Here is a 26,460-nt window from a genome sequence, read left to right on the forward strand (position 1 = left end):
TGGACGCCAGGGGACGGCTGCGAGTTCGTTCAACTTCAGGATCAATATCGCGATCCCATAAATCATTCACCACACATCCGGCGGCGCTGGTGGCAACAGTTCCAAAGATAATCACCAAAACTAAAACCCAAGGGGGTGTAGCGTCAGAGGCCAAAAACACCGCCCAAAGTGCCGGAATCATTAAAATTAGGCGTCCTGCGGGCTTATCCCATCTTAATAATCGAATAATCTGGATTAATGTTGATTCGGGTTGTGGTTCGGGTTGAATCAGCATTGGAATGACTTTGAATTTATACTTAGTTTTCAGCTTTTATTCTATAGTTTCTCGCTAAGGCTGTCATCGATAACCCATAATTGAGTGTTAATTGCAATGAATCGAGTGTGTTGAGTCGCCTTGATCCAATCTCTAAAAATTTCCGTTGCAATTGAGTCAGTGAGTCACGAATTGAGATGCAGTCTTTGATTAAAAACTCTGATCAGATTTGAGTGATCCTCTCTATTGATTAAAAACGGGTTTTCGTTCGGGTTGATTGTATGAGATGATTGAGATAATGGATACTAAAATTTAAGTTTCATGGTTAATTCAGTTCCTACCGTTAAAGTTTCTTCTGCTTCTAACAATCAAGATCGAATTCTCGCTGCTATCGATCTCGGGACAAACTCTTTTCATATGGTAATTGTAAAAATCGATCCGACATTGCCGAGTTTTACGATTATTGCCAGTGATAAAGAAATGGTTCGACTGGGTGATTGTGAACCCAAAGGACGTTTAAAGAAAGAAGTGATGGAACGAGGAATTATTTGTTTGCGTCGTTTTCAAGAATTGGCAAAAACTTATAATGCGGAACAAACTGTTGCTGTAGCAACCAGTGCAGTTCGAGAAGCACCGAATGGTCGAGATTTTATCAAGCGGGTTTCTGATGAATTGAATTTAGAAATTAGTTTAATCTCGGGTCAAGAAGAAGCTCGGCGAATTTATCTCGGTGTTTTATCTGCAATGGAGTTTAACAATCAGCCTCATATTATTATTGATATTGGGGGTGGATCAACCGAGTTAATTTTAGGAGAAGGACAAGAACCTCTATTTTTAAGTAGTACGAAAGTGGGTGCAGTTCGTCTGACTCAAGAGTATGTGAAAAGTGATCCCGTTACTCGGAGTGAGTTTTTATATTTACAAGCTTATATTCGCGGAATGTTAGAGCGTACAGTCGATGAACTCTCTTTGAATCTGAAGAATAAAGAATTACCTCGTTTAGTGGGAACATCAGGGACAATTGAAACGTTAGCGGCGATTAATGCTCGGGAAAAATTAGGCGCAGAACCTACACCTTTAACGGGCTATGAATTGAAATTGAGTGATTTACAAGATCTTGTCAATCGCTTTCGGAAACTGTCTTATTCTGAACGGTTAGAAATTTCGGGGATTTCTGATAAACGAGCTGAGATTATTTTAGCAGGTGCTTTAATTTTACAAGAAGTTATGACAATGCTGAATCTTGATTCTTTAACTGTTTGTGAACGCAGTCTCCGAGAAGGGGTGATTGTAGATTGGATGTTAACACATGGATTAATTGAAGATCGACTTCGTTATGGAAGTTCAATTCGTCAGCGAAGTATTCTTAAAATTGCTCAAAAATATCAAGTAAATTTGGATCATGGTGAACGAGTTGCAGCTTTTGCTTTAAATTTATTTGACCAAACTAAATCTATTCTTCATGATTGGGGACCAGAAGAACGGGAGTTATTGTGGGCGGCGGGAATTTTACACAACTGCGGTTTAAATATTAGTCATTCCGCTCATCATAAACATTCTTATTATTTAATTCGACATAGTGAACTCCTGGGATATACCGAGACAGAAATTGAAACGATAGCTAATTTAGCTCGTTATCATCGTAAAAGTCAGCCCAAGAAAAAACACGAAAATTATCAAAATCTTTCCAAACGATATCGACAAATTGTTGATCAATTAAGTCCTTTATTGAGGTTAGCTGTAGCTTTAGATCGACGTCAAATTGGAGCTATTGCTCAGGTAACTTGTCAATGTCATTGGGAAGAAAACGAATTTCATTTGAAGCTAAAACCTGCTGATCCCAAAGATAACTGTGCTTTGGAGTTATGGAGTTTAGACCTCAAAAAAGAAGCATTTGAAGCTGAGTATAAATTGAAAGTTATTGCATTTTTAGAGTCATCTTTGGCAGTAGTTTGATGATTTTAGGAGTTGACTCATTAGAATTTTAATCTCTTTGCTTTGGTAAATTTTCGGCTAAAACTTCGCAAAAATGGAGGATTTAATAACGTCTTAAAAATCAAGAATAGTGAATAAAGTTCTCCGGGTACTTCTCGTTCTGTCCATTGACCAGGCTGACAAAAGAGCATTGTAATTAATTGCCGATGTTGAGAAAGCGTAATGGGTTTAAATTTAACTTGTAAGGTTGGAAATGAATCGATTAAAGTGTAATTGGTAATTTCTCCTGTTAGCTTTAATTCTTCATCTACGATGTTTAATTTCACAGGTAATACCTGATTAATGGGGTTACTCAGTTTTTGAGTGAGTTGAATTTCTGCTCCCACTTCAGAGATTTTAGTTGTAATTCCCCATACAGTTTTATTGGCAAGTTTTAAACGAACAATGCGTCGAAGTTCAAAGCTATCATAAAGATCTGATTTGGGAGCATCAATTAAAGCTAAAATTGCGACTCCAATACTGAATAAATTGTACACAATCCAGATTAAACCCAAGTCAAAAGCGTTAGTAAATTCAGCAACTTCAGCAGTTATAGGTACTGATCCCCAAATTTCTAAAATTCTTAAAAGTCCGATGAATGTTGCAATAAAGAGTAAAATCAAAGGCCAGCCAAGAGTCCAATTAAATGAAAATCGTTGACTTGAAATTCCTTTTTGAGTGACTTGAAATTTCTGCTTAAATGGATTCAGCATGACCAGAAAAACGTTTAAAGATAAAGGAAAACAGAGAACAGTTTTATAAATCTCTGAAATAAAAACAGAACGACTGCGCTCATTTAGCCATCTAAAAACAATGATTTGAACCCAATAACAGGGGATAAAGAAATACAACCATTCTTCTACTGTTGCTTGAATCGGAAGAACACCTAAAAAAGCATAAGCTAATGGCATCAAAAAGAAATAAGGATAAGCCCAAACACTTAACCAATTAATTAAGCCTTCTAAATGTGCTAATCTTTGAGACAGTTTTAAACCTGGAATTGTTAGAGGATTAGAATTGATAAAAAAGGCTTGTAAAGTTCCTCGCCCCCATCGTTGTCGTTGTACAAAATAGTTGGTAATATCTTCCGCCGCCAAACCTGCACTTAATTTTTCTCTCAAATAAACTAACTGATAACCTTGAGCCGATAAACGAATTCCAGTAAAATAATCTTCACTGATTGATTCAGTTACAAATCCTCCAATTTCTTCGAGGGCTTTCCGCCTCATCACAAATGATGTCCCTGCACAAACGGTACTATCTACTCCATCTTTGAGTAGCTCGATATGTCGATAAAATTCTTCTTCATCGGAGATTAAAACTTTTTCTAAGCCTAAGTTTTTAGCGATTGGGTCAGGATTATAAAAGCTTTGTGGTGTTTGTACAAGAGCCACTTTTTTGTCTTGAAAAAACCCAACTGTTCGATCAAGAAAGTTATGGGTTGGAATAAAATCTGCATCAAAAACGACAATTAATTCACCACTTGTTAGGGGTAGTGCATGGTTTAAATTACCTGCTTTAGCATGAAGCTGATCGGGTCTAGTGATGTACTTACATCCTAATTCTTGAGCTAGTTGTTCCACTTCCAAACGTTGACTGTCATCCAGTAGATAGACTTTTTTGTTGGGATAATCTATCGCTTGACAGCCGATAATTGTTCGTTTTAAAATTGAGGTGGGTTCTTGACAAGTTGGAATTAAAATATCCACTGTAGGTAAAAAATTTCCTTCGTGAATGTTAATTTCCATTTGATTTGCTTGTTGACTCCGATCTTTCATTTTCAAGACTAACCAGAGTCGGATACCACCTGAAATCCAGATTAATACTTCGAGGAAAAGTAGTCCTAAACTAAACGTTCCGTTCATCGGATCGCTTAAATTTAAGGTGGATAATATCCGCCATAAGATATAGCGAATCATTAAAGCGAATACAATCGCGATGATAATTGTTCGTGACCATAACTTCGGTTTAGGAGAAAGTTTTATAATTGTAAAAACCGTTGTTACTAATGCAATAGTGGGTAATAATAGATATTTCTGATCAATTTCTGGAGGTTGTATCCAAAAAGGAGGATTTTGTTGTCCTAGATCAATGTTAGCCAAAAATTGGCTAATACTTTCTTCTCCTGAAAACCATCCTCCTATAATTGTGGCGAACAAGGTAACAGTACCCAATAAGACGAGTGTAGCTATGCGAGGACGACTGATACTCCATGAGGCTATTCTCAGGCGTTGATTATCATACCCAGATGTCATACTCTGAAAACTCCTGAATGAGTGTATATTGAGCGAAATCGAAATCCTACAGGGGGTGAGCAACATCAAAAAAAGTTACTCTATGGACTCCTCTGTTACATTATTTAACATTTTCCTGAAAATTGAATGAGAGATATCCATTCCAATGCTGTCTACACTCTATAAATCACTATTTTCGGAGAATCACTTTCCCTCAATATTAAAGATTAAACTTCAGGTATCTGAAAAATTGATAAGTTGAAGCTGAGAATTATCCCGCTGGTGTCATTCTGCGAATTCAAGAGCTAAAAAATTAAAACGTCTAGCTAGAAAACTAAAAGGGCTTAAATTGATTTATTGCATCAATGAGATGAATTTAAAGACATAAAATAATTTTTCCCGCTTTGGGTCAGCTCGTTGCGACAACCTCTGTCATAATTTCTGATGCAATTTCAAGCTTTGTTTTGTAGATATCTGCTGATTGTAATCTACTTTGAGATTTAAACACTCTGAAAATCAATTTGTCTTTTCCGTCAGCGGGAAAAAACTAATCCCACGCCAAGCTGAAGATTGCTCAACAAACCTGACATGGGAGTGCATTAAGCTGTACAGGGTTTTGTGAACCCAGTTGATGAGTTTAGGCTACGATGTCGTCGGACTCCTCAGCCACCATCTCTTTAAACGCTTTTCCGGCTGAAAATGCGGGAACTGTGGTTTCGGGAATTGTCATGGGCTGGCCCGTGCTAGGGTTCCGACCTTCACGTGCTTTACGATGTCTGGCTTCAAATGAGCCAAATCCAACAAGTGTGACCTTTTCTCCTTCTGCAACGGCGTCCATGATAGATTCACAGATCGCTGATACAATCGCGTCAGCTTGTTTCTTGGTTACTCCTGCTTTGAATGCAGTTTCTTGGACGAGCTGTTCTTTGTTCATGCTAAGTGTACCTCCTGAAGCTATTGCCTATGTTCTCAAACAGCAGAACTGATGGCTGTTCTAGCATAAACTGCTTTGTAATAGGCAAGTTTATCCTATTGTTTCGCGCTTAGTAGAAGGATTTTGACACAAAAGTTCAATGAATGGGGCGGACTGAACCCCTGCGATCGCCCAAATTTTCACCTGATGATACTGACTGTAAAGCTAGATTAGTTCGGGGTTTGAGCATCCTTCTGGGAAGGCGAAAAGCACCCGTAGACCTAGAATAGAGGATTTTGAGCTTGAGTATATTTGCGGAAAAATATTGCTCAACTCGATCGCGATCGCCATTCAGAAAAATTTAAGGGTTCGGAAGTGATCAGATTTACGAGTTTCCTGACATTTGAGCGGCGAAACTACCCAGACCCATGAACAGTTATCAGAAGGTCGGGTGCAGGGAGAGAGGGGGAGAGATCAAACCACTTCTGATCTGAAATTGAAGACCAAAAAAACCCGACTTCGCGTGAGAAATCGAGTTAATGGTTATTAATGGTTATTCAACAAACAAACAGGTGAGATTAGGCTCTCATTTTTGAGTAAGAAGGGGATCGACGAGTCGAGAGGGGAGAAGCCAGTAATAAAACCTTCTCCAACAACCCGGGTGCAATTCGGTTACACCAAACGGCTAAATGACTTTGCCATCCAACTAATATTTCCGGTAATTCTTTACGAAGTCCATCAATTAACACTTCGGCAACTTCTTGGGCGGTCATCGGTACGACCCAACGGAATAACTGAAGTCGGCGTGTCATATCCGTATCTGTCAATGTGGGTAACAATGCCATGACTCGAATATTGTGTTCGGCGAGTTCGGCGCGTAGGGCTTGGGTAAACCCTAAGATGGCAAATTTTGTCGCGGAATAGGTTGCCATTGTGGGTGCGGCAATTTTCCCCATTAAACTAGAGACGTTAACAATGGTACCTTGTTTACGGTTGGCCATCCGTCGCGCAACTGAACGGGTAATGGTGTACATTCCCATTAAATTGAGGGAAACTTCTTCTTGTAAGTCGGGTAATTTTGACTGCAAGAAGGGGGTTTGGTGGGCGACTCCGGCACAGTTTATCAGTAAATCAACTGGCCCGTGAGAACGCCAAGCTTGAGCGATCGCAATGTTGACTTCGACAGGTTTAGTTAAGTCAATTGCTAAGGTGACAACTTCGACGGGAAATTGTGCTAATTCTTGGGATAATTCTGCTAGTTTTTGGCGATCCCGAGCGACCAGAAGTAGACGTTGAACTCCGGCTTTTGCCAGTTGTAATGCAATTGCCCGTCCAATCCCTCTTGAAGCTCCGGTAATCAGTGCTGTAATTCCTTGAATTTTCATATAAACCTCCAAGGTTCAAGAATGCTGCATTTGTTCAAAGATCTAGGCAGGAAAAAGCCATGATCATTGCAGCTTTGTGTGGTCAAATTGGGTTCAATAGAACATTTCAAATCTGATCAATTTGAAAGATTATGCCAAGTGAAATGAAGCCTCTAATGAGGTTCTTTCGAGCTTGAACAATGTTCAGGACTCAGCAATAACCATGTTCTATTGAGACAAAAGGTTCAATTGAGTTGAAAAATTTATGGGTGAGGGAACTGGGTTGATCAGAGAATTGCAGTTTGTGTTTACTTTTCGACACACTGCTCATGGGTTTTGTCTGATATCCTATCTTTTGAAGCTGATTTGAATGGGACAGGGTATCAGACTTCTCTTGCGGTTTCCCTCAAGCGAGTCTTGTACTCACGACCCTAGAATAGAGTAGAGCATGGCTCATTGGTCTCCTTATAACGAGCAGGGGTTGAATTGACCAACGGTCAATGCAGGCTCCGTCGTTTCACGGCGGAGTAATCTTTGACTCCACATTCACAACTTAACAGTTTAATCAAGAGTTTGCAACATTTTTTAATAAAAAATGCTTAACATTTATTTACAAAAAAACTATTTTCTCTCAGTAATAGTAAAAAGGCTGGGTTTTAGCCCAAGTGAACCCAACCTTTAGTCAGTAATGAATTGAACCGTTAATAACAGTTATTGAGTCAAAGGAAGGGAGATAATGATTTCTGTTCCTTCTCCGGGTTGGGAGATACATTGAAGTTGTCCCTGATGGGTTTCAACGACAAACTGATGACAAATATTCAGCCCAAAACCTGTTGCGGTTCCGAGGGGTTTAGTGCTAAAAAAGGGTTCAAATATTTTAGGTTTAATGTTCTCAGGAATTCCAGTTCCATTATCTTTAATTCGGATTATGACTTGGGGAGTAGTCGGGTGATTAGAATGCTCGCTAGAAGCAACTTCTGTTTTAATCCAAATCGTCGGTTCCTCTGAAGAAGTTTCAACTCGCCTATTTTCAAGTGCATCAATCGCATTATTCAGCAAGTTCATAAACACTTGATTCAGTTGTCCGGGATAACATTTAACCTCTGGAAGTTTACCATAATCTTTAACTAAAGTAATCGCCCGACCTTTTTTACCTTTGAGTTGAGATTGTAAAATCAAGATAATATCATCTAGAACCCGATGAAGATCAACGAATTTTTCTTCAGAATCATCAACCCGATAAATATTCCTCAATGACTCAACTAACTGACGAATCCGTTCAGCACCACTTTTCATTGATTCGATCACTTGAGGCAGATCTTCAAATAAGAACTCTAGGTCTATTTCCTCAATTCTTTCTTGAATTACAGGGGAGGGATCAGAGTATTCTTCGCCATAGAGTTCGATTAAATCGATTAAGTCTTGAGTATAATCTGCGGCATGAGAAACATTACCTTTAACCACCGAAACGGGATTATTAATTTCGTGAGTAATGCCTGAGATCATTTGACCCAAAGTCGAAAACTTTTCACTTTTAATTAATCGTTTTCTGGCTAGATTTAGATCACTTAAAGCTTGTTGTAATTGGGGATCGCTGGAATCGGATTGGGGGGAATAACTCTGATTGTTTTTCAATCCTCGGCTAACTCGTCGGTTTAATTCATCGGGATCTATCGGCGCAAAAATCCAATCATCGATCTGAGGTTCTAAACGGGAAAATTGGGATTTGAGAAGTTCAGGTTGAGTCAGTAATAGATAAAAAGCAGAAGTGAGATCGCTCTGAGTTTTTAGGTGTTTGATCGTAGATAACGCATCCACATTTTCAGACATCCAAGTGTAAATAATGAGGTGAGGATGAAGATTTTCCACACCAGCAAAAGCCAATTTTTCGAGGTTAGCTGTGACGATTATATAGCCTTGTGCTTGCAAAATTGTTTGAAGTGTCCCTTGAGTTTGAACATCCTCATCAATAATTAGAATTGTAGCCATAATTGATTACTAAAAAATGCAGGGTTTACCCTATTAACAACAAGTGAACCGAGAATAAGCAGGAAAGGGGACGATTGCCAATGACAGCGATGAGGGTGGGCCAATTGCTAGAGTCTAGGAGAGAGTCATCTTCTATTTTATCGAGGATTCAACAACTCTGTCCTCAATTAAATCAAAGATTATTTTTCAACAAAGATGAACTGCTATAAGCCATTCCGCAAAGGTTCGATAAAGGTTCGATAAAAATTTAGCGATACTCTAGTTAATAAGATACGCTATGCTCGAAAGAGAAGTCTGTTTTTTAGCACCAGTCCCGGAGGATATGTGAATGCAACGGCTTGGTAATCGCGCTTTTGAAATTCTCACTGGAGAAATCAACGGTGGTTCCCAGGATAACCTCACCAGTGAATTGGGGCGCAAAATTGTCTTGCAACGACTCGACAAATTGCGATTGCAGATGGGTGAACCCCTTTCTTATGACGAATTGCGTCAAATTGTTAGCGATCAATTTCCTAATTTTGATGAGAAGGTTCTTCAGGAGGCGGCTGCGGTTAACCGTACCCCTCAAATATACCAGCAAGTTATGCGGGGAAGTCTGATTGTTGTCGGAATCATGGCTTTGATTTGGTTTGTTAATTTACCTGTTCCGTTAATTCGTTGGCCAGTGAGTAAGACAATCCCAGTTTTGCTGTTTCCGAGTTATATGAATATGAATTATCACTATAAACAAGCCATTGCTGATGCAGAATATACTGAAAAATTACTTCAGGAAGCAACGACTAATGCTGAGATTGATCTGAGTGAGCAGGAGATTCAAAAAGCATATCAACATCTAGATCGATTACCCGCTTGGTCTTTAGATTTTAATCCTAAATTTTATTGTTCTTTGTTTAAATGTAGTTGGCAATTTACAACTGAAGAATATGAGAAAACTCGTGATTATATTCAAAAAATTGAAGGCAAAATAATTCAAGAACAGTATGCTCAAGAACGATTTAATGAAGCAGAATCTGCTCTGAATTCGGCTCGCCAAGAATATCAGAACTTAAAATCTGGGGAAAGGCGAGTGATTGCGGCATGGCAAACGGCGATTGATTTATTTGATCAAATTCCTTCAGATACTCTGGCCGGACGTCTCTCAGAAAATCGTTCCCTAACAGCACAAAAAGATTTTGAGAAAGAAGTCGATCAAGCCACTCGTGAAAAGAGGGGAACAACTTTAATTGCAACGGCTCAACAATATGCTGTTCAAGCGGTGAATGTTGTTCAAAATCCTCCGCATCCAGTGGAAAAATGGGAACAAGCAGTTAATTTGTGGGAACAGGCTATTCGCCAACTTGAAAAGATTTATAAGGATCATTCTTCTTATCAAGAAGCGCAAGAAAAGTTATCAGAATATAACTCTAACTTAAAGAAAATCAAGCAGCGACTTCAAGACGAAAAAGATTCAATTGAAGCGATGAAAAAAGCTCAAAAATTAATTGCAGAGTGGCGAGAGTTAACTCGTTCTGATGATCTCGACTATAGAGTAATGAATCGACAATTAGCTAATATTATTTATACTTTGGAGGATGTACAGCCCGGAACAACGGTGAATGCAGAGGCTCAAGATTTACTCAGACGGACTCGCTATACTCGGAGTCAGCTTTAAGGGATACTAACGGCGTTTATTCGACTTCAAGTTGTAAACTCGGCATCAATCGCTGTAAGTTTTTTAAGGATTTACTTTGCCAGGGAATTGCATTCGAGGCGAGAACAATCAGGTTAACGGTTTTGATGCGTCGAACTTGGATCACAAATTTTGATAGCATATTAATTCCAGAACTATTGAGATATTTTAATTCTCGTAGATTGAGGGTAATAGTCTCAGGTTGTGAAGCGAGGACATCATTGAGTAAATGAATAATGGGGTTAGACTCATCTAAGTTACTCAGTCGTAAAGAACCCACCAAGATAATTGTCGTTGTGTCGCTATCATATTTAACTTGGTATTCTTCGGTTTTAAACTCTTGAATGTCCATGCTAGTCACATCCTCGTTAATCAGTGTTTGGGTTAATTATTTAGATAGCGAGTTGTACAACGGTGCTAACGATGAACATCTCTGAGTCTAGTTTAACAGTCTCAAATTTCCACCCCAGATGGGCTTGATAGTCATTGATCATTGTCAGATAACCTAAGCGCGAACTTTGACCGTCTTCTAGATTTTGTTCAATTTGATTAATATACATTTCTTGTGGATCACTATTTAATAAGGTTTGAATGTAATCCTGAAAGGATGAAATTGTCCGGGGATCAATACTATTAATCACTAAAAAAGATAGCCACTCCTGACTTAAGTTGATTTTAATTTGAATTGGATAAACACAACGATTATCACTAAACTTCATCGCATTTTCGAGGAGTTCATTGGCGATAAAACTAACAGCACTTTGAATTTCTGCTTGTCGATGTTGAGTTGTCAGATCATCTTCACTTTTCGGAAAAAATGTGGTGACATAATCAGCCATAAAGTTAGCGGACAAGCCATTATTTCGCCAGCGATGTTGAAGGGGAATTGAACCCGGAGAAAATCCAAGGGCTAAAAACTCTTGATTGTCAGTTGAGGAAATCTCTACAAAATTTCCAAAGATTTGACTCATAAGGAAATAGGTTTACTTTAAAGGTTGATAGAAGGTGAGATCATCAGACTTAGATAGAGTGAGTGAGAAGCTAAGTGTTTAACCTGAATCTATAATATACCAATTCTATTTTATCATAGTTGACTTTGTAGTTTTTGCCAATACATCTGGGCTACAGTATCCGTGGGATTTTCAGTCAGACATTCAGAAAATAATTTAATTGCTTGCTGATATTCTTCTTGGTAGTAATAAGTAATAGCCAGTTCAAATTGTGTTTTAGTCTCTAACTTTTTTTGTCGAACTTGAGGTGAATCGGCTTCAAACACTTCAAAAACAGAAACTTTTTTGGATTTTCCTGTTACCACGACTTGATCAATTAATCGAAGTGCATAAGCAGTCGGATCGGGTAAAGCTAAAAAGGTATTTTCACTAATTAATAAAGGAACACTATATTTTTTGGTTAGTTTTTCTAGACGGGCTGCTAAATTCACTGCGTCACTAATCACAGTGGTATCCATCCGATCCTTTCCCCCAACAATTCCTAACATTAAATCTCCAGTATTAATCCCAATTCCAATCTGAATAGGAGGACGATCAGGACGGCAACGAGTTAGATTAAATTCACTTAAATATTTTAACATATCAATTCCCGCCTGCACCGCATGATTAGCACTACAGCCAAATAATGCCATAATTGCATCTCCAATATACTTATCAATTAACCCGTAATTTTCTACTATAGCAGGTTCCATTCGAGCGAGATAAGCATTAATAAACTTGAAATTTTCAGACGGACTCATTTGTTCAGAAAGCTGAGTAAAACTGCGAATATCAGAGAATAAAATAGACATTTCTTGCTGCACAGCATCCCCAATTTTGACATCCACAATACTCTCATAGCCTAAGAATGTTAAAAATTGATGAGGAACAAAGCGTTCGGCGGTCGAATTCAGTTGTTCTTCTTGATCTAAAGCTAGTTGTAAATCACAGTTAATCTTAAACAGATCTTCAATAAAAATTTGTCGTTCAGTTTCAGCATTTTTGCGCTCAGAAGTATCTTGAAAAGCAGCAATTGCAAAGACAATATTTCCCGCTTCATCATAGATTGGTGTTCCCCAAGATTCTAGGGGAATAATCTGATCTCCTTGATGAACTTCAATATCATTAATGGTAGCTGTTTCTCCGTGTAAAGCTCGCACCAAAGGTAAATCTTTTTCTGCATAAATCTGTTCTGTTCCGGCGATATAACTCGGATAAATCTCTGCATCTGAATCGGCATCGGGAACTGCACCTGGCCCGAATAAGCCTTGAGCAACATGATTAGAATAATAGATATTGCCTTGAGCGTCTAGCACCACAACTCCGATAGGAATTGCTTCAAGAAATTGACTGAATTGTTTACTATTTAGTTTTTTAGATGTTGTTAAATTCTGATTTTTAGTGGGAATATTTGAATTTAATAAAGTTTCTTGTTCTTGTCTTTGTGTAGATATTTCTTGTGGTTTAAAATCTGTATTTTGAGGTTGATTAATACGGTCTTCTAAGCGACTATAAAGATGATGGAGTTGTTGCGTGATTTGGTTTAATGCTTTGGTAAGCATTCCGACTTCATCCGTTGTGGTGACCGGAACAAGCTTTAAATTTCCATCTGCAATATGAGTGGCCGCTGTTGTTAGTTTTAAAATCGGTTGAGTTAAATTTTGAATAAGTTTATAGATAATATAAATACAAATAATACTCAATAATAATCCTGTAAATAAAATATTTTTAGCCAAGTTATGAACAGGTTTAAGAACTTCAAACCGTGATTTTTCGACTAATAAAACAGAATTCCATTGTTCTAACCAACGATGCACCCCAATGATAGCTTCACCTGCATAATTCAAGTCTTGATGTGTACCATTTTTTTGCTTTAATGCTGCTTCTAATCCTTGATTTTGTAAGCGACGAGGTAACTTTTGAGGATCGGGTGTATTGGTATAGATAGGAACTTTAAATCGAGTTACCCAGTAGATTTCTTCGTTGAGATTGGGGTTGATTTGAGTGATGATTTCTGCGGCTGTTTCTAGATTTAAGTTAACTGCTAATACACCTAATATTTGATTATTTTCTCCAGAGAGGGGTGTAGAAATTGTTAAGGTTGGTTGATTAGTCCCAGGAAAAAGATAAATACTTTGAACATAAGTTTGTTTAAGTCCTTCAATAAAATATTCATCAGCACTTCGAGATTGACCTTCAGTGCTAGGATTAGTAGAAAATATAACTTTTCCTGTACTCACTGTTAAAATAAAAATATCTCGCACATCAGATTGAGTAGCGAATGCTATACTCATTAATGATTGCATTTGACGATAGGCTCTGGCAAATTCTTCACTCGACTGATCACGGGTTAATAGAATTTCAGCTTGAGTTTTGACTTCGGGAAGTACCGCCAGAGAAACAGTTGCTTTGCGGTGTGTTTCTAGCCAACGGTTTAAGGCGTCTTCTTTGAGGGTTGCACTCATCTGGAGTGGTTCTAAGGCTAACTCTATCATTGAAGATCTCGCATCTAGATAGGCGATTGTCCCCAGACTGGACAAACTCACGAATAACAGCAGTAAAAAGGAGATGATTAGTTTGGACATCAAGCTTTTTGTCCAGAATTTCATAAACCCTATCCGTTGTACAAGTCTGGTTAGTCCGCTTGAGAAAAAAATTAACACAGTCGCTAAACCTGATGGTTTTGGTTCTTTATTAATGATAGCCGCCATTGGGTATAAAGTTAACGAATAAAGTTCTACTTTAATGCTAATTTTGATAAAGTTAATCACCCTGTACGATTGAGTAGAAGACGATTTTAGAGCCAATACTGCCAAGTTGAAACCTATGATCGCAGATCTAGCAGCTTGATTAACCTCATTTTACAGCGAGACTGCGGAAGTCGATTGATTTTCCTAAATTTATTAAAATTAATTTTAGTAAGTGCGGTTCTCAATTTCATATTTTAGATTAATTTAAGATAATTCAAGATAGAATAGAGGATTAACCTGATCCGTTTCCCTAACCCAATATTAGACTTCTAAAAAATGTGCGAAGTTGAGGATCAAGTTACTTGTTCAGACTTTAGAGTTCTCGATACGCGGCATAAACTGCTCGAACATTATACCAGTTTAAAAAAATCCGGGCAATTTCTAAAGCAAGTTGAGGTTTCCCCTGATTAATAAGCCATTGTAAAACACCTGCCATTGTACGTTCATTTAATCGACCTCCAACGCTTAAAATTCCCCAAAGAACTTGATGTAATATTGTCATTTGAATCATCAGTTTAACTTCAAGACTAGGATGTTTTTGATAAAATAAAACCCCCATTCTACCGCGTTGAATTTCCCGCTCAATTAAATTAGGAAGTTGTTCTAGGGCAAAAGGAGGATGCCAATGATAACCCACAGCATCAGGACATTTAATTAATGTCAATCCCAGTTTTTTCAGGCGAACACCGAGTTCTAAATCTTCCCACCCATAGAGGTGAAATTGCGTGTCAAATAATCCGGCTTCAATTAACCAATGACGAGCAATTGCGACATTTCCGGTAGCAAAATAAGCCGCAGAAAAATCAGTAATTTTGTAAGGTTCAGCGGTTGGATATTCAAAATTACAGGTATTAATTACCCGACCATAAGTAAAAACGCGATCGCTTATTTTAGAAGCCTGAATTAATGCAGTTGCATGAGCTTTCAGAAAGTTTTCAGTAACAACTAAATCACTATCAATAAAAATAATTGTATCACCTTCAGCCTGTTGAACCCCTAAATTTCTGGCTGCGGCTGGCCCTTGATGAGTTTGACAAAACCAGCGAACATGAGGAAACTCTAGCTGATGATCTTGTAACCATTTTAAAGTACCATCTGTTGAACCATCATCGACTAAAATCACTTCATAATTTTCAACGCTGTTGTGATTAGATTGGTGTTCAAGTGCGGTTAAACACTTTTTGAGAATCGGTAAACGATTGTAAGTAGGAATAATAACGCTAAAAAACATCATTGAGAAATAAAATTGAGCATTTAGAAGTTTAGGATGTGCAAGTCGGGCTAATTGATGAATGATTCCGACGGGAACTTAACAGATGGCAAACTGAAAAAATACGTTATAATTTTTAGCATTCAATCGCGTACCATTTTAGTATAGATTCAGCGTCGTGTTAGAGTGATCAGCCCTCGGACTTCTACCGCCAGATTGATCAGATCACCTGATCCGGGTGCGATCGCTAACAGTACAAAAACTCAAACCGTCTTAAAAAGTGAGTTGAACAGTCATTCACGCTTTCTTGTCAAGTTTTTATCAATTGAGTGGTTTTGAACCCAACACCCACTTTCAGGAGAGGTCGGGAGGTCGGGAGTTGGGGAAAGAGCGAACAGTTACCCGTTATCACTTCTGACTGCTGCCTTGTGCCTTGTGCCTTCTAACGAACTTCTCATCTCATGCTCCGGAAAGATGAGCAAATTTCTAAAAATTTATTAAACTTTGTAAAGACGAAGCCCGTCTAAATTCATGATGACTGATTGAGTAAATCTATGTCAAACGCTCCATTGTCCAAATCTACAGAAAAAGAAGCACAAGATTCATCGACTGCGTTTAACCCAATGCTGGATGATGCAGTCGATCAACCTCAAGTGTCTTCTACACCCTCTCAACCTCAACCTCAACCCGTCAAACAAGGGCTCAAATGGTTACAAGTGCTAATTGTGATCGCGATGGCTTTGGGTTCCGGGTTCGTCGGGGGGAAATGGTGGGAAAATCAACAAGCCAACAAACCCCAAGCCGCCAGTCAAGAAGCCTCTAGATCGCGAACGGTTCCCGTCAAACTAGCAACTGTCGAGGGAACCACCTTACAAGAAAAATCGGAGTTTGTGGGGACGTTAGAAGCGATACGTTCAGTCGATATTCGCTCCGAAACCGAAGGACGGATCACTCGGATCTTTGTCGATTCGGGGGATACAGTCACAGAGGGACAAGCGATCGCGCGGTTGAAAAGTGATAATATCGAAGCTGAACTCCGACGCGCCCAGGCCAATGTGACTCGCGCTCAGGCGAATCTGGATCAACTGAAGGCGGGAACTCGTCCCGAAGAAATTGATCAAGCCGAAGCCCGCTTAAATCAAGCCCAAGCTCGTCTAAATGAATTGAAAGCGGGAACTCGATCTGAAGAAGTGGCTCAAGCCAGAGCCAGATTAAACCAAGCTGAAGCCCGTTTAGCAGATGCTCGATCGGGAAGTCTTGAAGACGAAATTGCTCAAGCGCGATCCAGAATTGAAGCCAATCAAGCTGATTTAGAACTCGCAAGGGAACGAACGAATCGTTATAATCAGTTGCGAGAACAGGGTGCAGTTTCTCAAGATGAACTGGAAGAATTTCGCCAAAATGAACGGCGATTGAGTGCTACTGTCGAGGAATCTCAAAGACGTTTACAACAACTCCAACAAAGTCAAAGAACTCAAATTGAGCAACTCCAATCAACGGTTGAAGAAGAACGTCAAGCGTTGCGACAATTGGAAAATGGGGCGCGTCCGGAAGAAATTGCTCTCGTTGAGGCCGAAGTTGCTGAAGTCAAAAGTGAATTGAATCAATTATTAAATGGAACTCGTCCTGAAGAAATTGCTCAAGCCGAAGCCGAAGTTGCAGAAGCAATTGCTGAGGTGAGTGGTTTAGAAGTCCAACTCGAAGAAACGGCAATTGTGGCTCCGTTTACGGGAATTATTGGAGATGTTTCGGGTAAGATTGGTGATTTTCTCTCTCAGGGTGATGCGATTACAACCTTAACCGAAAATCGACGCTTAGATTTACGTTTACCGATTCCAATTGAGCAAAAAGCGGATTTAAAAATCGGATTACCTGTAAAAATTAGTGATCCTCAAGGTGAATTTCTCGCCACCGGAAAAATTAGTTTTATCTCACCAACCGTTAATCAAAACTCTCAAAGTTTGCTAGCTAAGGCGACATTTGACAATCCGGAAGGTCGTTTACGAGATAATCAGTTTGTCCGTTCAACGGTCATTTGGAATGAACGGTCAGGTACAGTGATTGTGCCTGTTAATGCGATTACTTTTCAAGGGGATAAACGCTTTGTTTATATTAGTGAAGGGGTCGAGACATTAACAGCCAAAAAACAACAGGTAGAATTGGGTTTAGTTCAAGGGGATAATGCAGAAGTGTTGTCAGGATTAAGACCAGGACAAAAATTAATTGTATCTGGGACTCAAAAATTATCTGATGGGGCGGCGATTAAAGTCGTTGAATAAAGTAATCTATTCAAAAAATCACTGCTGAATCTGAAACATAAAATTTGATAAAATTAGGGTTTGATTTACAAAAAACCTAGAAGATATGACTTCAAATTCTAGGTCTGAGAATGGGGCAACACCTCTCAATATCTCAATACTAAAATATTCAATCGTCTTCACTCATCATGTTCACCCATTTCTTTATCAAAAGACCCGTTTTTGCTTCCGTTTGTTCCCTACTCATTATCTTAATTGGATTAATCAGTTTTAGTCGGCTTCCCGTTCAAGAATTTCCCAGTATTGACCCGCCCCTTGTCACCATTCGCACCACTTATCCCGGTGCAAATCCAGAGGTTGTAGAAACAGAAGTTACAGAAATTATTGAAGCTGAAGTTAATAGTGTCGATGGGATTAAAACCCTGAGTTCATCAACGCGGGAAGGCGTCAGTACCATTCGAGTTCAATTCAACCTAGAACGAGATTTAGAAGCTGCAACTCAAGACGTTCGTAACCGGGTTTCACAAGTGGTTGGGAGACTTCCCGATGATATTGATCCCCCCGTTGTTTCTAAAGAAAGCAGCGACGATGAACAAATTATGTGGATTGCGATTTATGGGGAAAATTTCACCACCCTAGAACTAAGTAATTACGCAGATTTGTTCATTAAAAATGCTCTAGAAACCGTCGATGGAGTCGGGAGTATTATTATCGGGGGAGAACGTCGTTATGCGATGCGACTGTGGCTAGATTCGCAAAAAATGGCGGCTCGAAATATCACCGCATTAGATGTTGAACAGGCATTAAGACGACAAAATGTAGAGATTCCGAGTGGTCGTATTGAAGGAGAAATGACTGAATATCCAGTCAGAACTTTAGGACGTTTACAACAACCCGAAGAATACAAAGACCTGATTATTAAAAACAACGCCGATGGTTCTCAAATCCGTTTAAGAGATATTGGACGAGCGGAAATCGGCGCCCAAGATGATCGCACCATTGCTCGATTTCGAGGCTTACCTGCGGTTTCTCTCGGGGTGAGTAAACTTTCGGGTTCAAACCTGTTAGAAGTGGCGAATGGTGTTAAAGCACAGATGGCTGAACTTGCCAAAATTTTTCCCGAAGGAATGAGTTATACCATTGCGGTTGACTACTCAGAATTTGTGGAAATTGCCATTGATGAAGTTTGGCATAGTTTATTATTATCTATTGCTTTAGTTGTCCTCGTGATCTTTGTGTTCTTACGAAATTGGCGAGCGACTTTGATTCCCACCATTACGATTCCCGTCTCTTTAATTGGGGCGTTAGCCGTCATGTTTGTGCTGGGCTTTTCGATTAATACATTAACTCTATTTGCCCTTACTTTGGCGACGGGTTTAGTGGTTGATGACACGATTGTTGTTTTAGAAAATATTGTTCGCTATATCGATGAAAAAGGCATGAAACCCCTCCCTGCGGCTTTAGAAGCTGTGGGAGAGGTTGTATTTGCGGTCATTGCAACAACGGTGGTGTTAGTCGCGGTGTTTGTTCCGGTGGGATTTTCGGGAGGAACAACGGGAAGAATATTTAATGAATTTTCGATTACCTTAGCAGGTTCAGTGATTGTTTCTTCTTTCGTAGCGTTAACTTTAGCCCCTGCGGTTTCGGCTCGAATTCTTAAACCGAAAAGCACCGAAAAACGCAATGTTTTGATGAAAATATTGTCTGTTCCTCTCGATTTTTTGGAATGGGGAATTGATCTGATTCAAGCAACTTATAGTAGTTCTTTAAAGCTAGTAATGCAGCTTAAACCCGTTGTATTATTAGTATTTTTGATGTCTTTAGCCTTAACTGCATGGCTCTTTGTACAAATCCCTCAAGGCTTTTTACCGACTGAAGATCGAGGACGAGTTTTTATTCCGATTAATGCTCCTCAAGGTGCGAGTGTAGAATATACAAATAATGTGGTTCAACAAGTCGAAGAAATCCTCGCCGACGTTCCGGAAATGAGGGCTTATTTCACGTTATCTGGATTTGGTCGAGGTGCATCTCAAGGAAACCGAGGATTTGCTTTTACTCGTTTAATTCCCTGGTCAGAACGCACGGAACCCGGTCAATCTCAGCAAGAAATTGTCAAGCGATTAATTGGCAAGTTTTCCCAAATTACTGATGCAATGGTATTTGCCATTAACCCCAGTTCGTTACCGGGGGCGGGTCGGGGTCAACCGATTAAATTTGTCATTCAAGGAACAGATTTAGAAGAACTGGCTGCGGTGTCTGATGAGTTTACAAAACGAGCGCAAGCCTTACCCGAAGTGGTCAACGTTGATACGGATTTAAAGATTAATAAACCGGAGTTAATCTTAGAAGTTGATCGCGCTTTAGCGGGTAATTTAGGGGTGTCAGTTCAGGATATTGCCCGCACGCTACAAATTATGTTGGGGGGTGAAGATATTACCAATTTTAACCAGGGAAATCAGCGTTATGAAGTGATGGTTCGGGGTGAAAAAGAATATCGTTCAACGCCAGATGATATTCAAGAATTATATGTGAGAACTGAACAGGGACAAATGATTCCTTTGAGTAGTTTGGTCACAGTGAAAACCTCAACAACGCCTCCGCAAATCAATCACTTTAACCGCTTTCGTGCAGCAGAAATTGAAGGAAGTCCAGCCGCAGGTGTGAGTTTAGGGGATGCAATTACGGCTTTAGAAGACTTAGCAGATGAAGTGTTACCTGAAGGAATGCGAACTGATTTATCGGGTGAGTCGCGAGAGTTTCGAGATGCGGGTGATGCGACGCTGTTAATTTTTGGTTTAGCAATGGCGTTTATTTTCCTGACTTTAGCCGCACAATTTGAAAGTTATGTTGATCCGTTGATTATTTTGTTGGCTGTTCCGTTGTCGCTTTTGGGTGCTTTTGCGGCGTTGTGGATAGCTGAATTGGAGTTAAATATTTACAGCCGGATTGGGTTAATTATGCTGATTGGTTTGGCGACGAAAAACTCGATTTTGATTGTTGAGTTTGCGAACCAATTACGACTCCAAGGATTATCGATTACAGAAGCCGCTTTAGAAGCCGGAGAAGTTCGATTTCGACCTATTTTAATGACCGCTTTTTCGACAATTTTTGGTGTCCTTCCTCTGGCTTTAGCGACAGGTGCAGGTGCAGCGAGTCGGGTTTCTATTGGCTTGTGTGTATTAGGTGGAATGCTGATTTCTACCATTTTGAGTTTGTATATTGTGCCAGTCTTTTATGTAATTGCTCAAACGTTACAACTCAAGTTTTTTGGGAAATCATCGCCTGAAAAAGATTTACATCCAGTCCCAGAAACCAACGGACATTTTCAGGAATTGAATGGTAATGGTAATGGTAATGGTAATGGTAATGGCAATGGTCATCATCAGAATGGAAATGGTAAAAATGGCTCATCTAATCAGAAGCAAACAAAGGATTCAGAACTATCCAACCAGAATAATTAAGGCTTAAGACTGCGAATCATAGAAGCCGGGTTTCCCCAAAAATCTGGCTTCTCAGTTAAACATTAAGTTCTCTTTTGATGACTAAAATATTGCTATAAATTATGTTGCTTTCCGCAACGCATCAATATCTGAACCACAAATCGCTTTCAGATTACGGGTTATTTTATCAATTTCCCAATCCCACCAGCAAATTTCTAATAATTCTTGAATAATTGATTTTTCAAACCGTTTGCGAATTTCTTGAGCCGGATTTCCCCCAACCACTGTATAAGGTTCAACAGAGCGAGTAACAACAGATTGACTGGCAATAATCGCACCATCCCCCACATGAATACCCGGCATAATTGTTGCACCATAACCAATCCAAACATCATTACTAATGATTGTATCACCTTTATTCGGCCAAGACTCTGGCATTGCGACTTCCCAACCCAACCCAAAAACTGGAAAGGGATAATTTGTAAACCAATCTGTGCGGTGATTTCCACCATTCATAATAAATTTGACATCAGAAGCGATAGAACAAAATTTACCAATAATTAGTTGATCTCCTCCAAAATCAAAGTGATAAAGAACGTTGCGTTCAAAATTTTCAGGATTCTCAAAATCATCATAATAGGTATAATCGCCAACAATAATGTTAGGATTTTTGATGATATTCTTTAAATAAACGAGGCGAGTTTGATTTGGAAGTGGATATTGTTGATTGGGAGAAGGGCCATTATTCATTGATTAATTCGTAGAAATTGAGCAACTAACCTTTAGATTACCAACAATTGGTTCTGAAAATTCCCATCAAGCTAATCACAATAATCAAAAGTAGTCTGAATTTTGGTGCCGATGGGAATTTTGATTGAATTAGAAGATCACAAACCTACCCGACTGAGGGAGGACTAACAGAATTATCGGATTTTTGAGTGTTGTTTGTCTTATTTTTCGTGGGTTCTGACTCCTTTGAAACAACTGATTCTGTAAACTGTTCTAACTCCTGGGGTAATGTACCGCCCGAACCCCGCATCAATTGAGTTAAGCCCGCCAGTAGCGAAACCAACTTCCCGTCTTCCAACAAAGAATTCACCAACGTCATCCCACTGGTAGACATCATCAATTTGCTAATCTCTTGCGTGCTACTATTACCATTTGCCCCCGGAAACGCATAGATTTTAGCATCACCTAAAACTCCCGGTTGTGGGGCTAATGCCGTCATAATTTCTGGTAGATTATCAATCATTTGAGGGCCAAGTTCACTAATCACTTGAGCGATACGGTTAGCATCGCTGATGGCATTTTCCGCCTTGACTTTGGCTTCGAGTCCATCTGCTTCTGCTAAATCTTTATCGCGATTAGCGTCGGCGAGAGTACGAATCGATTCCGCTTCCAAATCTGCCGCTTGACGGGCAATTTCTGCTTGTCGTTTGCGACGAAATACATCAATTTCTACCACATTTTGTTCGGTGATCCGTTGCCGTTCTGCTTCTTGTTGGGCGATAATCACAGACAAGCGCTGTTGACGTTCGGCTTTCTCAATTTCCGTTGCGGTTGTTACCCCGGATTCTGCTTTAGCCCGTTCAGCTTCAGCAATTAAGCGTTCCTGTTCTTTTGCTGCAATGGCAATCGCCGCTTCTTGTTTGGCAAGTTGAGATAAACGTTCAGCTTCAGCAACTTCAACTTGGGCAGTCAGACGGTTAGACTCAATCGTTTTCTGTCGTTGAATTTCCGCCATTTCTGCTTCTTGTTTTTGCAAAGCTTGAGCAACTTTGAGTTTTTTCTCTTGTTCTTCGACTTCGACTTGGGCAGAGAAACGGTTGGAGTCAATCGTTTTCTGTCGTTGAATTTCCGCCATTTCTGCTTCTTGTTTCTGCAAAGCTTGAGCAACTTTGAGTTTTTTCTGTTGTTCTTCTAGAGTAATATCGGCAATAATTTGACTTTGCTGAACGGCTAATTTTTTTCTGATTTCTTCTTCTTCAACGGCTTTGGCTTGTAGGATTTGATGACGCTCTTGGTTCGCCGCTTCTTTATCTTTTGCCTCTTGAATTTCCCGGGTTTGTTGCGCCCTCAACGTTTCAACTTCTAGCTGTTGTGCCAATTCTGCACTTTCTTTGTCTTTTTCAATTTCCAACGACTGTTTGCGAGCCACAAGTTTTTTCTGATCGATTTCCACTTGAGTCGTCAGCGCAAATTCTCGTCGTTCTCGTTCAGTTGTAAGTTCGACTTCTTCTTTTTGCTTAATTGATTTTTGAATGGTTTCAGTCCGCAGTTTTACCCCTTGGGCATCAAAGAAGTTATTAGTATCATAGGTGTCGCTTTCTTCGATTTCAGAAATCGCAATATTATTGAGGGTTAAACCAATTTTTTTAAGATCAGGTTCAATTAAGTTCAGTACCTCTTGAGCAAAGCCTAACTTATCGGAGTCAAGATAGGCTAGTGTTTTGCTTTTTGCTGCCGCTCGAATCGCATCATCTGCCCGTTTTTCAATGGCGTTTTTAATATCATCAGTTGTGATTTGACCATTTTGCGACAGACGTTCAGTAGCCGTTTTGATATCTTCATCAATGGCATTAATACAAACAAAAAAGGTGACTCGCATATCCGCACGTAAATAGTCTTGAGTCCGAACAGCGAGTTTTCCAGTCCGTTCGACATCAATAGAAATTTCTTTGAGAGGAACACGAGTGAGGCGATCAAATACAGGTAATACTAAAGATCCCCCATGTTTAATCACAGTTCTTCGTTTGCGGAGAACACCTCCAGTTTTGACAAAGGCTTCGTTTGCGGGAGTGACTTTATAGAGGCGAGAATAGGCAACGGTTGCCAAAATCATTAAGACAACAATTCCAGTAAAAAATCCAGCAAAGAGAGTGAGGCTACCTCCGAGTTGTCCGATGATCGGTTGATTTGTTCGTGGTGTTAAGGGTGAAATTTGAGCCTGAAGATAAGCTGGAGTGGTTTCGATATTAGAGGTGATCAAGTCAGTTTTTTGGATTTCAATCGTCGGTAATGATTGTAAGAAAGTTAGCCAAAATAACATTGCAGGAACTCCAATTAAATTAATATTGTTAATGAGATGAATCTGATAGCCATTGCTGACTGTCGGGACTCTTGTTGGCAATCACCAGATAAGCTTGAGGTTGACGACCAATGACGAGAACTTCTTCTCCACGCAAGGGAATTACTGTTGCCCATTCAGGTAGAGTGGCGGTAATCGTCACCCGGTTACTATCTGCATCGAGAACATCCACCTGACCGATTTTTTGTTGGGGAATATTGACAGAAGTTACAATTCCCAGACGACCAATTAAGCGCTCGCCACGGGTATCTTCCCCAAACGATGCAAACAGTTGACCGATGGGCCGGGCAATTGTGCTACCGACATACAAACCTACCGCAATGGCAGTGATAGAGATCACACCACTCAACCCCGCACCGGGAAGGCTTCCGGTCAGTTCACCGACAATGACGTTAAACATCCAGCCCAATAGTCCCACCAGGCTGAAATCTGTCGCCAGTAATAACAGTAACGGGACTTGACCAAACCCCAACCATCCCAACAGTTTGAGTGGACTGAAGTCACCGGAAGCATCGATGTCTGCATCAAAGTCCCCATCTACATCAACGTCAACATCTGGGTCTAAATCGACTTCTTCATCACCTGCGCCCCCCAAAATTACCAGTAGGAATAGTAAAATACCCATTCCTAAGAAAATCCAGTAGGGGAGGTTCGCCAGATCAAATAGCATAAGTATGGAGTGAGGTCAGATGAGTGGTTTGTCTCTACTAATATGTATCTCTAGTTCAGTGAGAAGTTATGCAATAAACGGTGAGAATAATTCTTGATCTCGATTACACCCGTTTCAGAAACGGTTATGGGATACTCTATTAGATGAATTATTGTTAAATTTTTGGCAAAAATGGAGAGTTAATCTTTGAGATTGAATTACAGATCTGGGCAAGATTTGGTGATTGGAGTCAAATGCGATTACGTCTAAAACTTCACACTCTCATCATCAAATCCTCGCCACGCCGTCTCACATCGTTTCGGCTGCAACGCTTTCACCCCCTATTGCTAAGGTAATTGAGATCAGAGTTGAGGCGATCGCAGTTTCCGACTCATCTCACCTCTGGTTAACGACATTATAGCTTATATTCTGTGAAGAATTATTCCTGATCTTAACTGCTCTTCTGGTTTGTATATTTAGGGAGTTGATTGTATATTGTCTAGTAATTTTAAATTTTGTAATGATTTGAGATTGATTTTCAATTGAATTAATGATGATTTGGGGGATAGCTTTCTGCTCACACTTTTTTCACTATAATGAACCCGCAATCTCCTTTCAATTTCGTTTCTGTATTGCAGTTAACCTGATCAAATTAAAAAACATTAATATGTTACCGAATTAGATCTCTTTTCGGCATCAGTATAGTAACTATTTGTCACTTGAAAACAGCAGAAACAGCTATTGATTCATATTTATTCTAGAAAACTAGAGTTTAAAGATTAACAAGTCGGCGTACTGCGGTTAGCTAAAAAATCAAAGCAGCCAGGTACTTTGAGAAAAGTCATCACTAGAAGAAGTTTTGGGTTGATTTTGAACGTGTTCGGGACGATGAATTAACTGAGGTAAGTGTGCTTTTTTATCCGGTTTAACCTTCTGCTCTTTTTTTCCTTTGAGTTCTTGGTTTTCTTTTTTGAGTTTTTCCATTTCTTCTATCAGTTGAGAATTGGTTTCTGATAATTGAAATGCTGCTTTTTGAGCCTTCTCAAGTTCCTCTTTAACATCATTCTCTTTAAGTTCTTCTTTAAGTTGAGCAATAAACTGACTTTTTTCCTCAACTTCAGATTGTAAATGTAACACCTTCTCTTGGATAGTACGTTCGTTTTCCCGAGAGGTTTCTAAGCTTGATGTTAATTCAGTAATTTGGGAGGTTAATTCAGTGATTTTAACTTCGAGATCTGCTTTAGTAGGATTCTTACGTGGCATAGTAGGAGTATCAGTTGCTTCAGATGTCGATGATTTTTCAGGATCTTCTTGTTCGGGAACCTCAGCAGAATTAACAACTTCTGCTTCTACGGTTTGAACATCTGAGTCGCTGAATTTTTGAGCTTCCTGTTTGACCATATCCCCTAGACTTCGTTGTTTAGCCATCCTATTTTCCTCAGATTACATCATGGTAGAGTAGCTCAGTGGCGATTGTTCATATTTTTAAACATTCTACGCCACTTCAGTCTTTAAATATCCTTCCATCCAAGTTTACCCTCTTAGCGTCAGAGTTGAGCCATTTGCAGTGAATAAATTCTCAACTCAGTTCCCTCAAATCAGCTTTTCCACGAACATCTCGGAAAAATACACTTGATAGCTTGCACAGATAAAAAGGTCTATGTTATAGTAATAATTCGT

Annotated in this window: 17 protein-coding genes; 4 read left to right on the forward strand and 13 right to left on the reverse strand. The window is 39.5% G+C overall.

The features are described 5' to 3' along the window. Positions 1–274: UbiA family prenyltransferase (locus M595_RS20855; protein ID WP_023068447.1), on the reverse strand; the 274-nt coding region annotated here is incomplete at its 3' end. A gap of 300 nt (positions 275–574) precedes the next feature. On the opposite strand from M595_RS20855, the gene M595_RS20860 reads away from it, so the two are divergent. Continuing rightward, positions 575–2,209, forward strand: a complete 1,635-nt coding sequence (locus tag M595_RS20860; protein ID WP_023068433.1) for a Ppx/GppA phosphatase family protein — start codon at positions 575–577, stop codon at positions 2,207–2,209. A 20-nt stretch (positions 2,210–2,229) separates the two neighbouring features. Here M595_RS20860 and M595_RS20865 read toward each other — a convergent pair whose 3' ends face one another. From M595_RS20865 to M595_RS20880, 4 genes are all read right to left on the reverse strand, one after another. Further along, the gene (locus M595_RS20865) at positions 2,230–4,482 is read right to left on the reverse strand and encodes a glycosyltransferase (protein WP_023068445.1); all 2,253 of its coding nucleotides are present in this window, start codon (positions 4,480–4,482) and stop codon (positions 2,230–2,232) included. Between the two features lie 616 nt (positions 4,483–5,098). Beyond that, positions 5,099–5,395: an HU family DNA-binding protein gene (locus tag M595_RS20870; protein ID WP_023068455.1), complete on the reverse strand. Its 297-nt coding sequence runs from the start codon at positions 5,393–5,395 to the stop codon at positions 5,099–5,101. A 557-nt stretch (positions 5,396–5,952) separates the two neighbouring features. After that, a complete protein-coding gene (locus M595_RS20875; protein WP_023068430.1) occupies positions 5,953–6,759 on the reverse strand; it encodes an SDR family NAD(P)-dependent oxidoreductase in 807 nt (268 codons plus the stop codon). A gap of 690 nt (positions 6,760–7,449) precedes the next feature. After that, complete coding sequence (locus tag M595_RS20880; protein ID WP_023068459.1) at positions 7,450–8,727, reverse strand: ATP-binding protein; 1,278 nt, start codon at positions 8,725–8,727, stop codon at positions 7,450–7,452. 328 nt (positions 8,728–9,055) lie between these two features. Between M595_RS20880 and M595_RS20885 the strand changes: the two genes are divergently transcribed. After that, on the forward strand, positions 9,056–10,378 hold the full coding sequence (locus M595_RS20885) for a hypothetical protein (RefSeq protein ID WP_023068452.1): 1,323 nt from the start codon (positions 9,056–9,058) through the stop codon (positions 10,376–10,378). 16 nt (positions 10,379–10,394) lie between these two features. Here the strand turns inward: M595_RS20885 and M595_RS20890 are convergent, their stop codons facing one another. From M595_RS20890 to M595_RS20905, 4 genes are all read right to left on the reverse strand, one after another. Continuing rightward, a complete protein-coding gene (locus tag M595_RS20890; RefSeq protein WP_023068429.1) occupies positions 10,395–10,748 on the reverse strand; it encodes a slr1659 superfamily regulator in 354 nt (117 codons plus the stop codon). Between the two features lie 40 nt (positions 10,749–10,788). Then, entirely contained in the window at positions 10,789–11,367 is a 579-nt protein-coding gene (locus M595_RS20895) for a slr1658 family protein (protein WP_023068443.1), read from the reverse strand. Positions 11,368–11,480: 113 nt separating this feature from the next. After that, positions 11,481–13,970, reverse strand: coding sequence for an adenylate/guanylate cyclase domain-containing protein (locus tag M595_RS20900; protein ID WP_052001829.1), 2,490 nt, complete (start codon positions 13,968–13,970; stop codon positions 11,481–11,483). 478 nt (positions 13,971–14,448) lie between these two features. Further along, the gene (locus M595_RS20905; protein ID WP_023068437.1) at positions 14,449–15,366 is read right to left on the reverse strand and encodes a glycosyltransferase family 2 protein; all 918 of its coding nucleotides are present in this window, start codon (positions 15,364–15,366) and stop codon (positions 14,449–14,451) included. Positions 15,367–15,899: 533 nt separating this feature from the next. Here M595_RS20905 and M595_RS20910 point away from each other — a divergent pair. Next, entirely contained in the window at positions 15,900–17,624 is a 1,725-nt protein-coding gene (locus M595_RS20910) for an efflux RND transporter periplasmic adaptor subunit (protein WP_023068438.1), read from the forward strand. Positions 17,625–17,791: 167 nt separating this feature from the next. Next, entirely contained in the window at positions 17,792–21,064 is a 3,273-nt protein-coding gene (locus tag M595_RS20915; RefSeq protein ID WP_023068453.1) for an efflux RND transporter permease subunit, read from the forward strand. A gap of 99 nt (positions 21,065–21,163) precedes the next feature. Here M595_RS20915 and M595_RS20920 read toward each other — a convergent pair whose 3' ends face one another. From M595_RS20920 to M595_RS20935, 4 genes are all read right to left on the reverse strand, one after another. Then, positions 21,164–21,793, reverse strand: coding sequence for a CatB-related O-acetyltransferase (locus M595_RS20920; protein WP_023068448.1), 630 nt, complete (start codon positions 21,791–21,793; stop codon positions 21,164–21,166). A 145-nt stretch (positions 21,794–21,938) separates the two neighbouring features. Beyond that, a complete protein-coding gene (locus tag M595_RS20925; RefSeq protein WP_338041663.1) occupies positions 21,939–24,173 on the reverse strand; it encodes a flotillin family protein in 2,235 nt (744 codons plus the stop codon). Continuing rightward, positions 24,121–24,801, reverse strand: a complete 681-nt coding sequence (locus M595_RS20930) for an OB-fold-containig protein (RefSeq protein ID WP_023068444.1) — start codon at positions 24,799–24,801, stop codon at positions 24,121–24,123. Before M595_RS20930 ends, M595_RS20925 begins: the two co-directional genes overlap by 53 nt. A gap of 792 nt (positions 24,802–25,593) precedes the next feature. Then, positions 25,594–26,208, reverse strand: coding sequence for a hypothetical protein (locus M595_RS20935; RefSeq protein ID WP_023068432.1), 615 nt, complete (start codon positions 26,206–26,208; stop codon positions 25,594–25,596). Between the last annotated feature and the right edge of the window lie 252 nt (positions 26,209–26,460).

Origin of the sequence: Lyngbya aestuarii BL J, from assembly GCF_000478195.2 — a bacterium.
In the GTDB taxonomy this organism is placed as follows: domain Bacteria; phylum Cyanobacteriota; class Cyanobacteriia; order Cyanobacteriales; family Microcoleaceae; genus Capilliphycus; species Capilliphycus aestuarii.

Excerpts from the sequence above, each read along its gene's own strand:
- M595_RS20865 (WP_023068445.1), bottom strand. The coding sequence starts at position 4,482 with ATGACATCTGGGTATGATAATCAACGCCTGAGAATAGCCTCATGGAGT.
- M595_RS20920 (WP_023068448.1), bottom strand. The coding sequence starts at position 21,793 with ATGAATAATGGCCCTTCTCCCAATCAACAATATCCACTTCCAAATCAA.
- M595_RS20900 (WP_052001829.1), bottom strand. The coding sequence starts at position 13,970 with ATGTCCAAACTAATCATCTCCTTTTTACTGCTGTTATTCGTGAGTTTG.
- M595_RS20885 (WP_023068452.1), top strand. The coding sequence starts at position 9,056 with ATGCAACGGCTTGGTAATCGCGCTTTTGAAATTCTCACTGGAGAAATC.
- M595_RS20860 (WP_023068433.1), top strand. The coding sequence starts at position 575 with ATGGTTAATTCAGTTCCTACCGTTAAAGTTTCTTCTGCTTCTAACAAT.
- M595_RS20880 (WP_023068459.1), bottom strand. The coding sequence starts at position 8,727 with ATGGCTACAATTCTAATTATTGATGAGGATGTTCAAACTCAAGGGACA.
- M595_RS20875 (WP_023068430.1), bottom strand. The coding sequence starts at position 6,759 with ATGAAAATTCAAGGAATTACAGCACTGATTACCGGAGCTTCAAGAGGG.
- M595_RS20930 (WP_023068444.1), bottom strand. The coding sequence starts at position 24,801 with ATGCTATTTGATCTGGCGAACCTCCCCTACTGGATTTTCTTAGGAATG.
- M595_RS20890 (WP_023068429.1), bottom strand. The coding sequence starts at position 10,748 with ATGGACATTCAAGAGTTTAAAACCGAAGAATACCAAGTTAAATATGAT.
- M595_RS20870 (WP_023068455.1), bottom strand. The coding sequence starts at position 5,395 with ATGAACAAAGAACAGCTCGTCCAAGAAACTGCATTCAAAGCAGGAGTA.
- M595_RS20895 (WP_023068443.1), bottom strand. The coding sequence starts at position 11,367 with ATGAGTCAAATCTTTGGAAATTTTGTAGAGATTTCCTCAACTGACAAT.
- M595_RS20915 (WP_023068453.1), top strand. The coding sequence starts at position 17,792 with ATGTTCACCCATTTCTTTATCAAAAGACCCGTTTTTGCTTCCGTTTGT.
- M595_RS20905 (WP_023068437.1), bottom strand. The coding sequence starts at position 15,366 with ATGTTTTTTAGCGTTATTATTCCTACTTACAATCGTTTACCGATTCTC.
- M595_RS20935 (WP_023068432.1), bottom strand. The coding sequence starts at position 26,208 with ATGGCTAAACAACGAAGTCTAGGGGATATGGTCAAACAGGAAGCTCAA.
- M595_RS20910 (WP_023068438.1), top strand. The coding sequence starts at position 15,900 with ATGTCAAACGCTCCATTGTCCAAATCTACAGAAAAAGAAGCACAAGAT.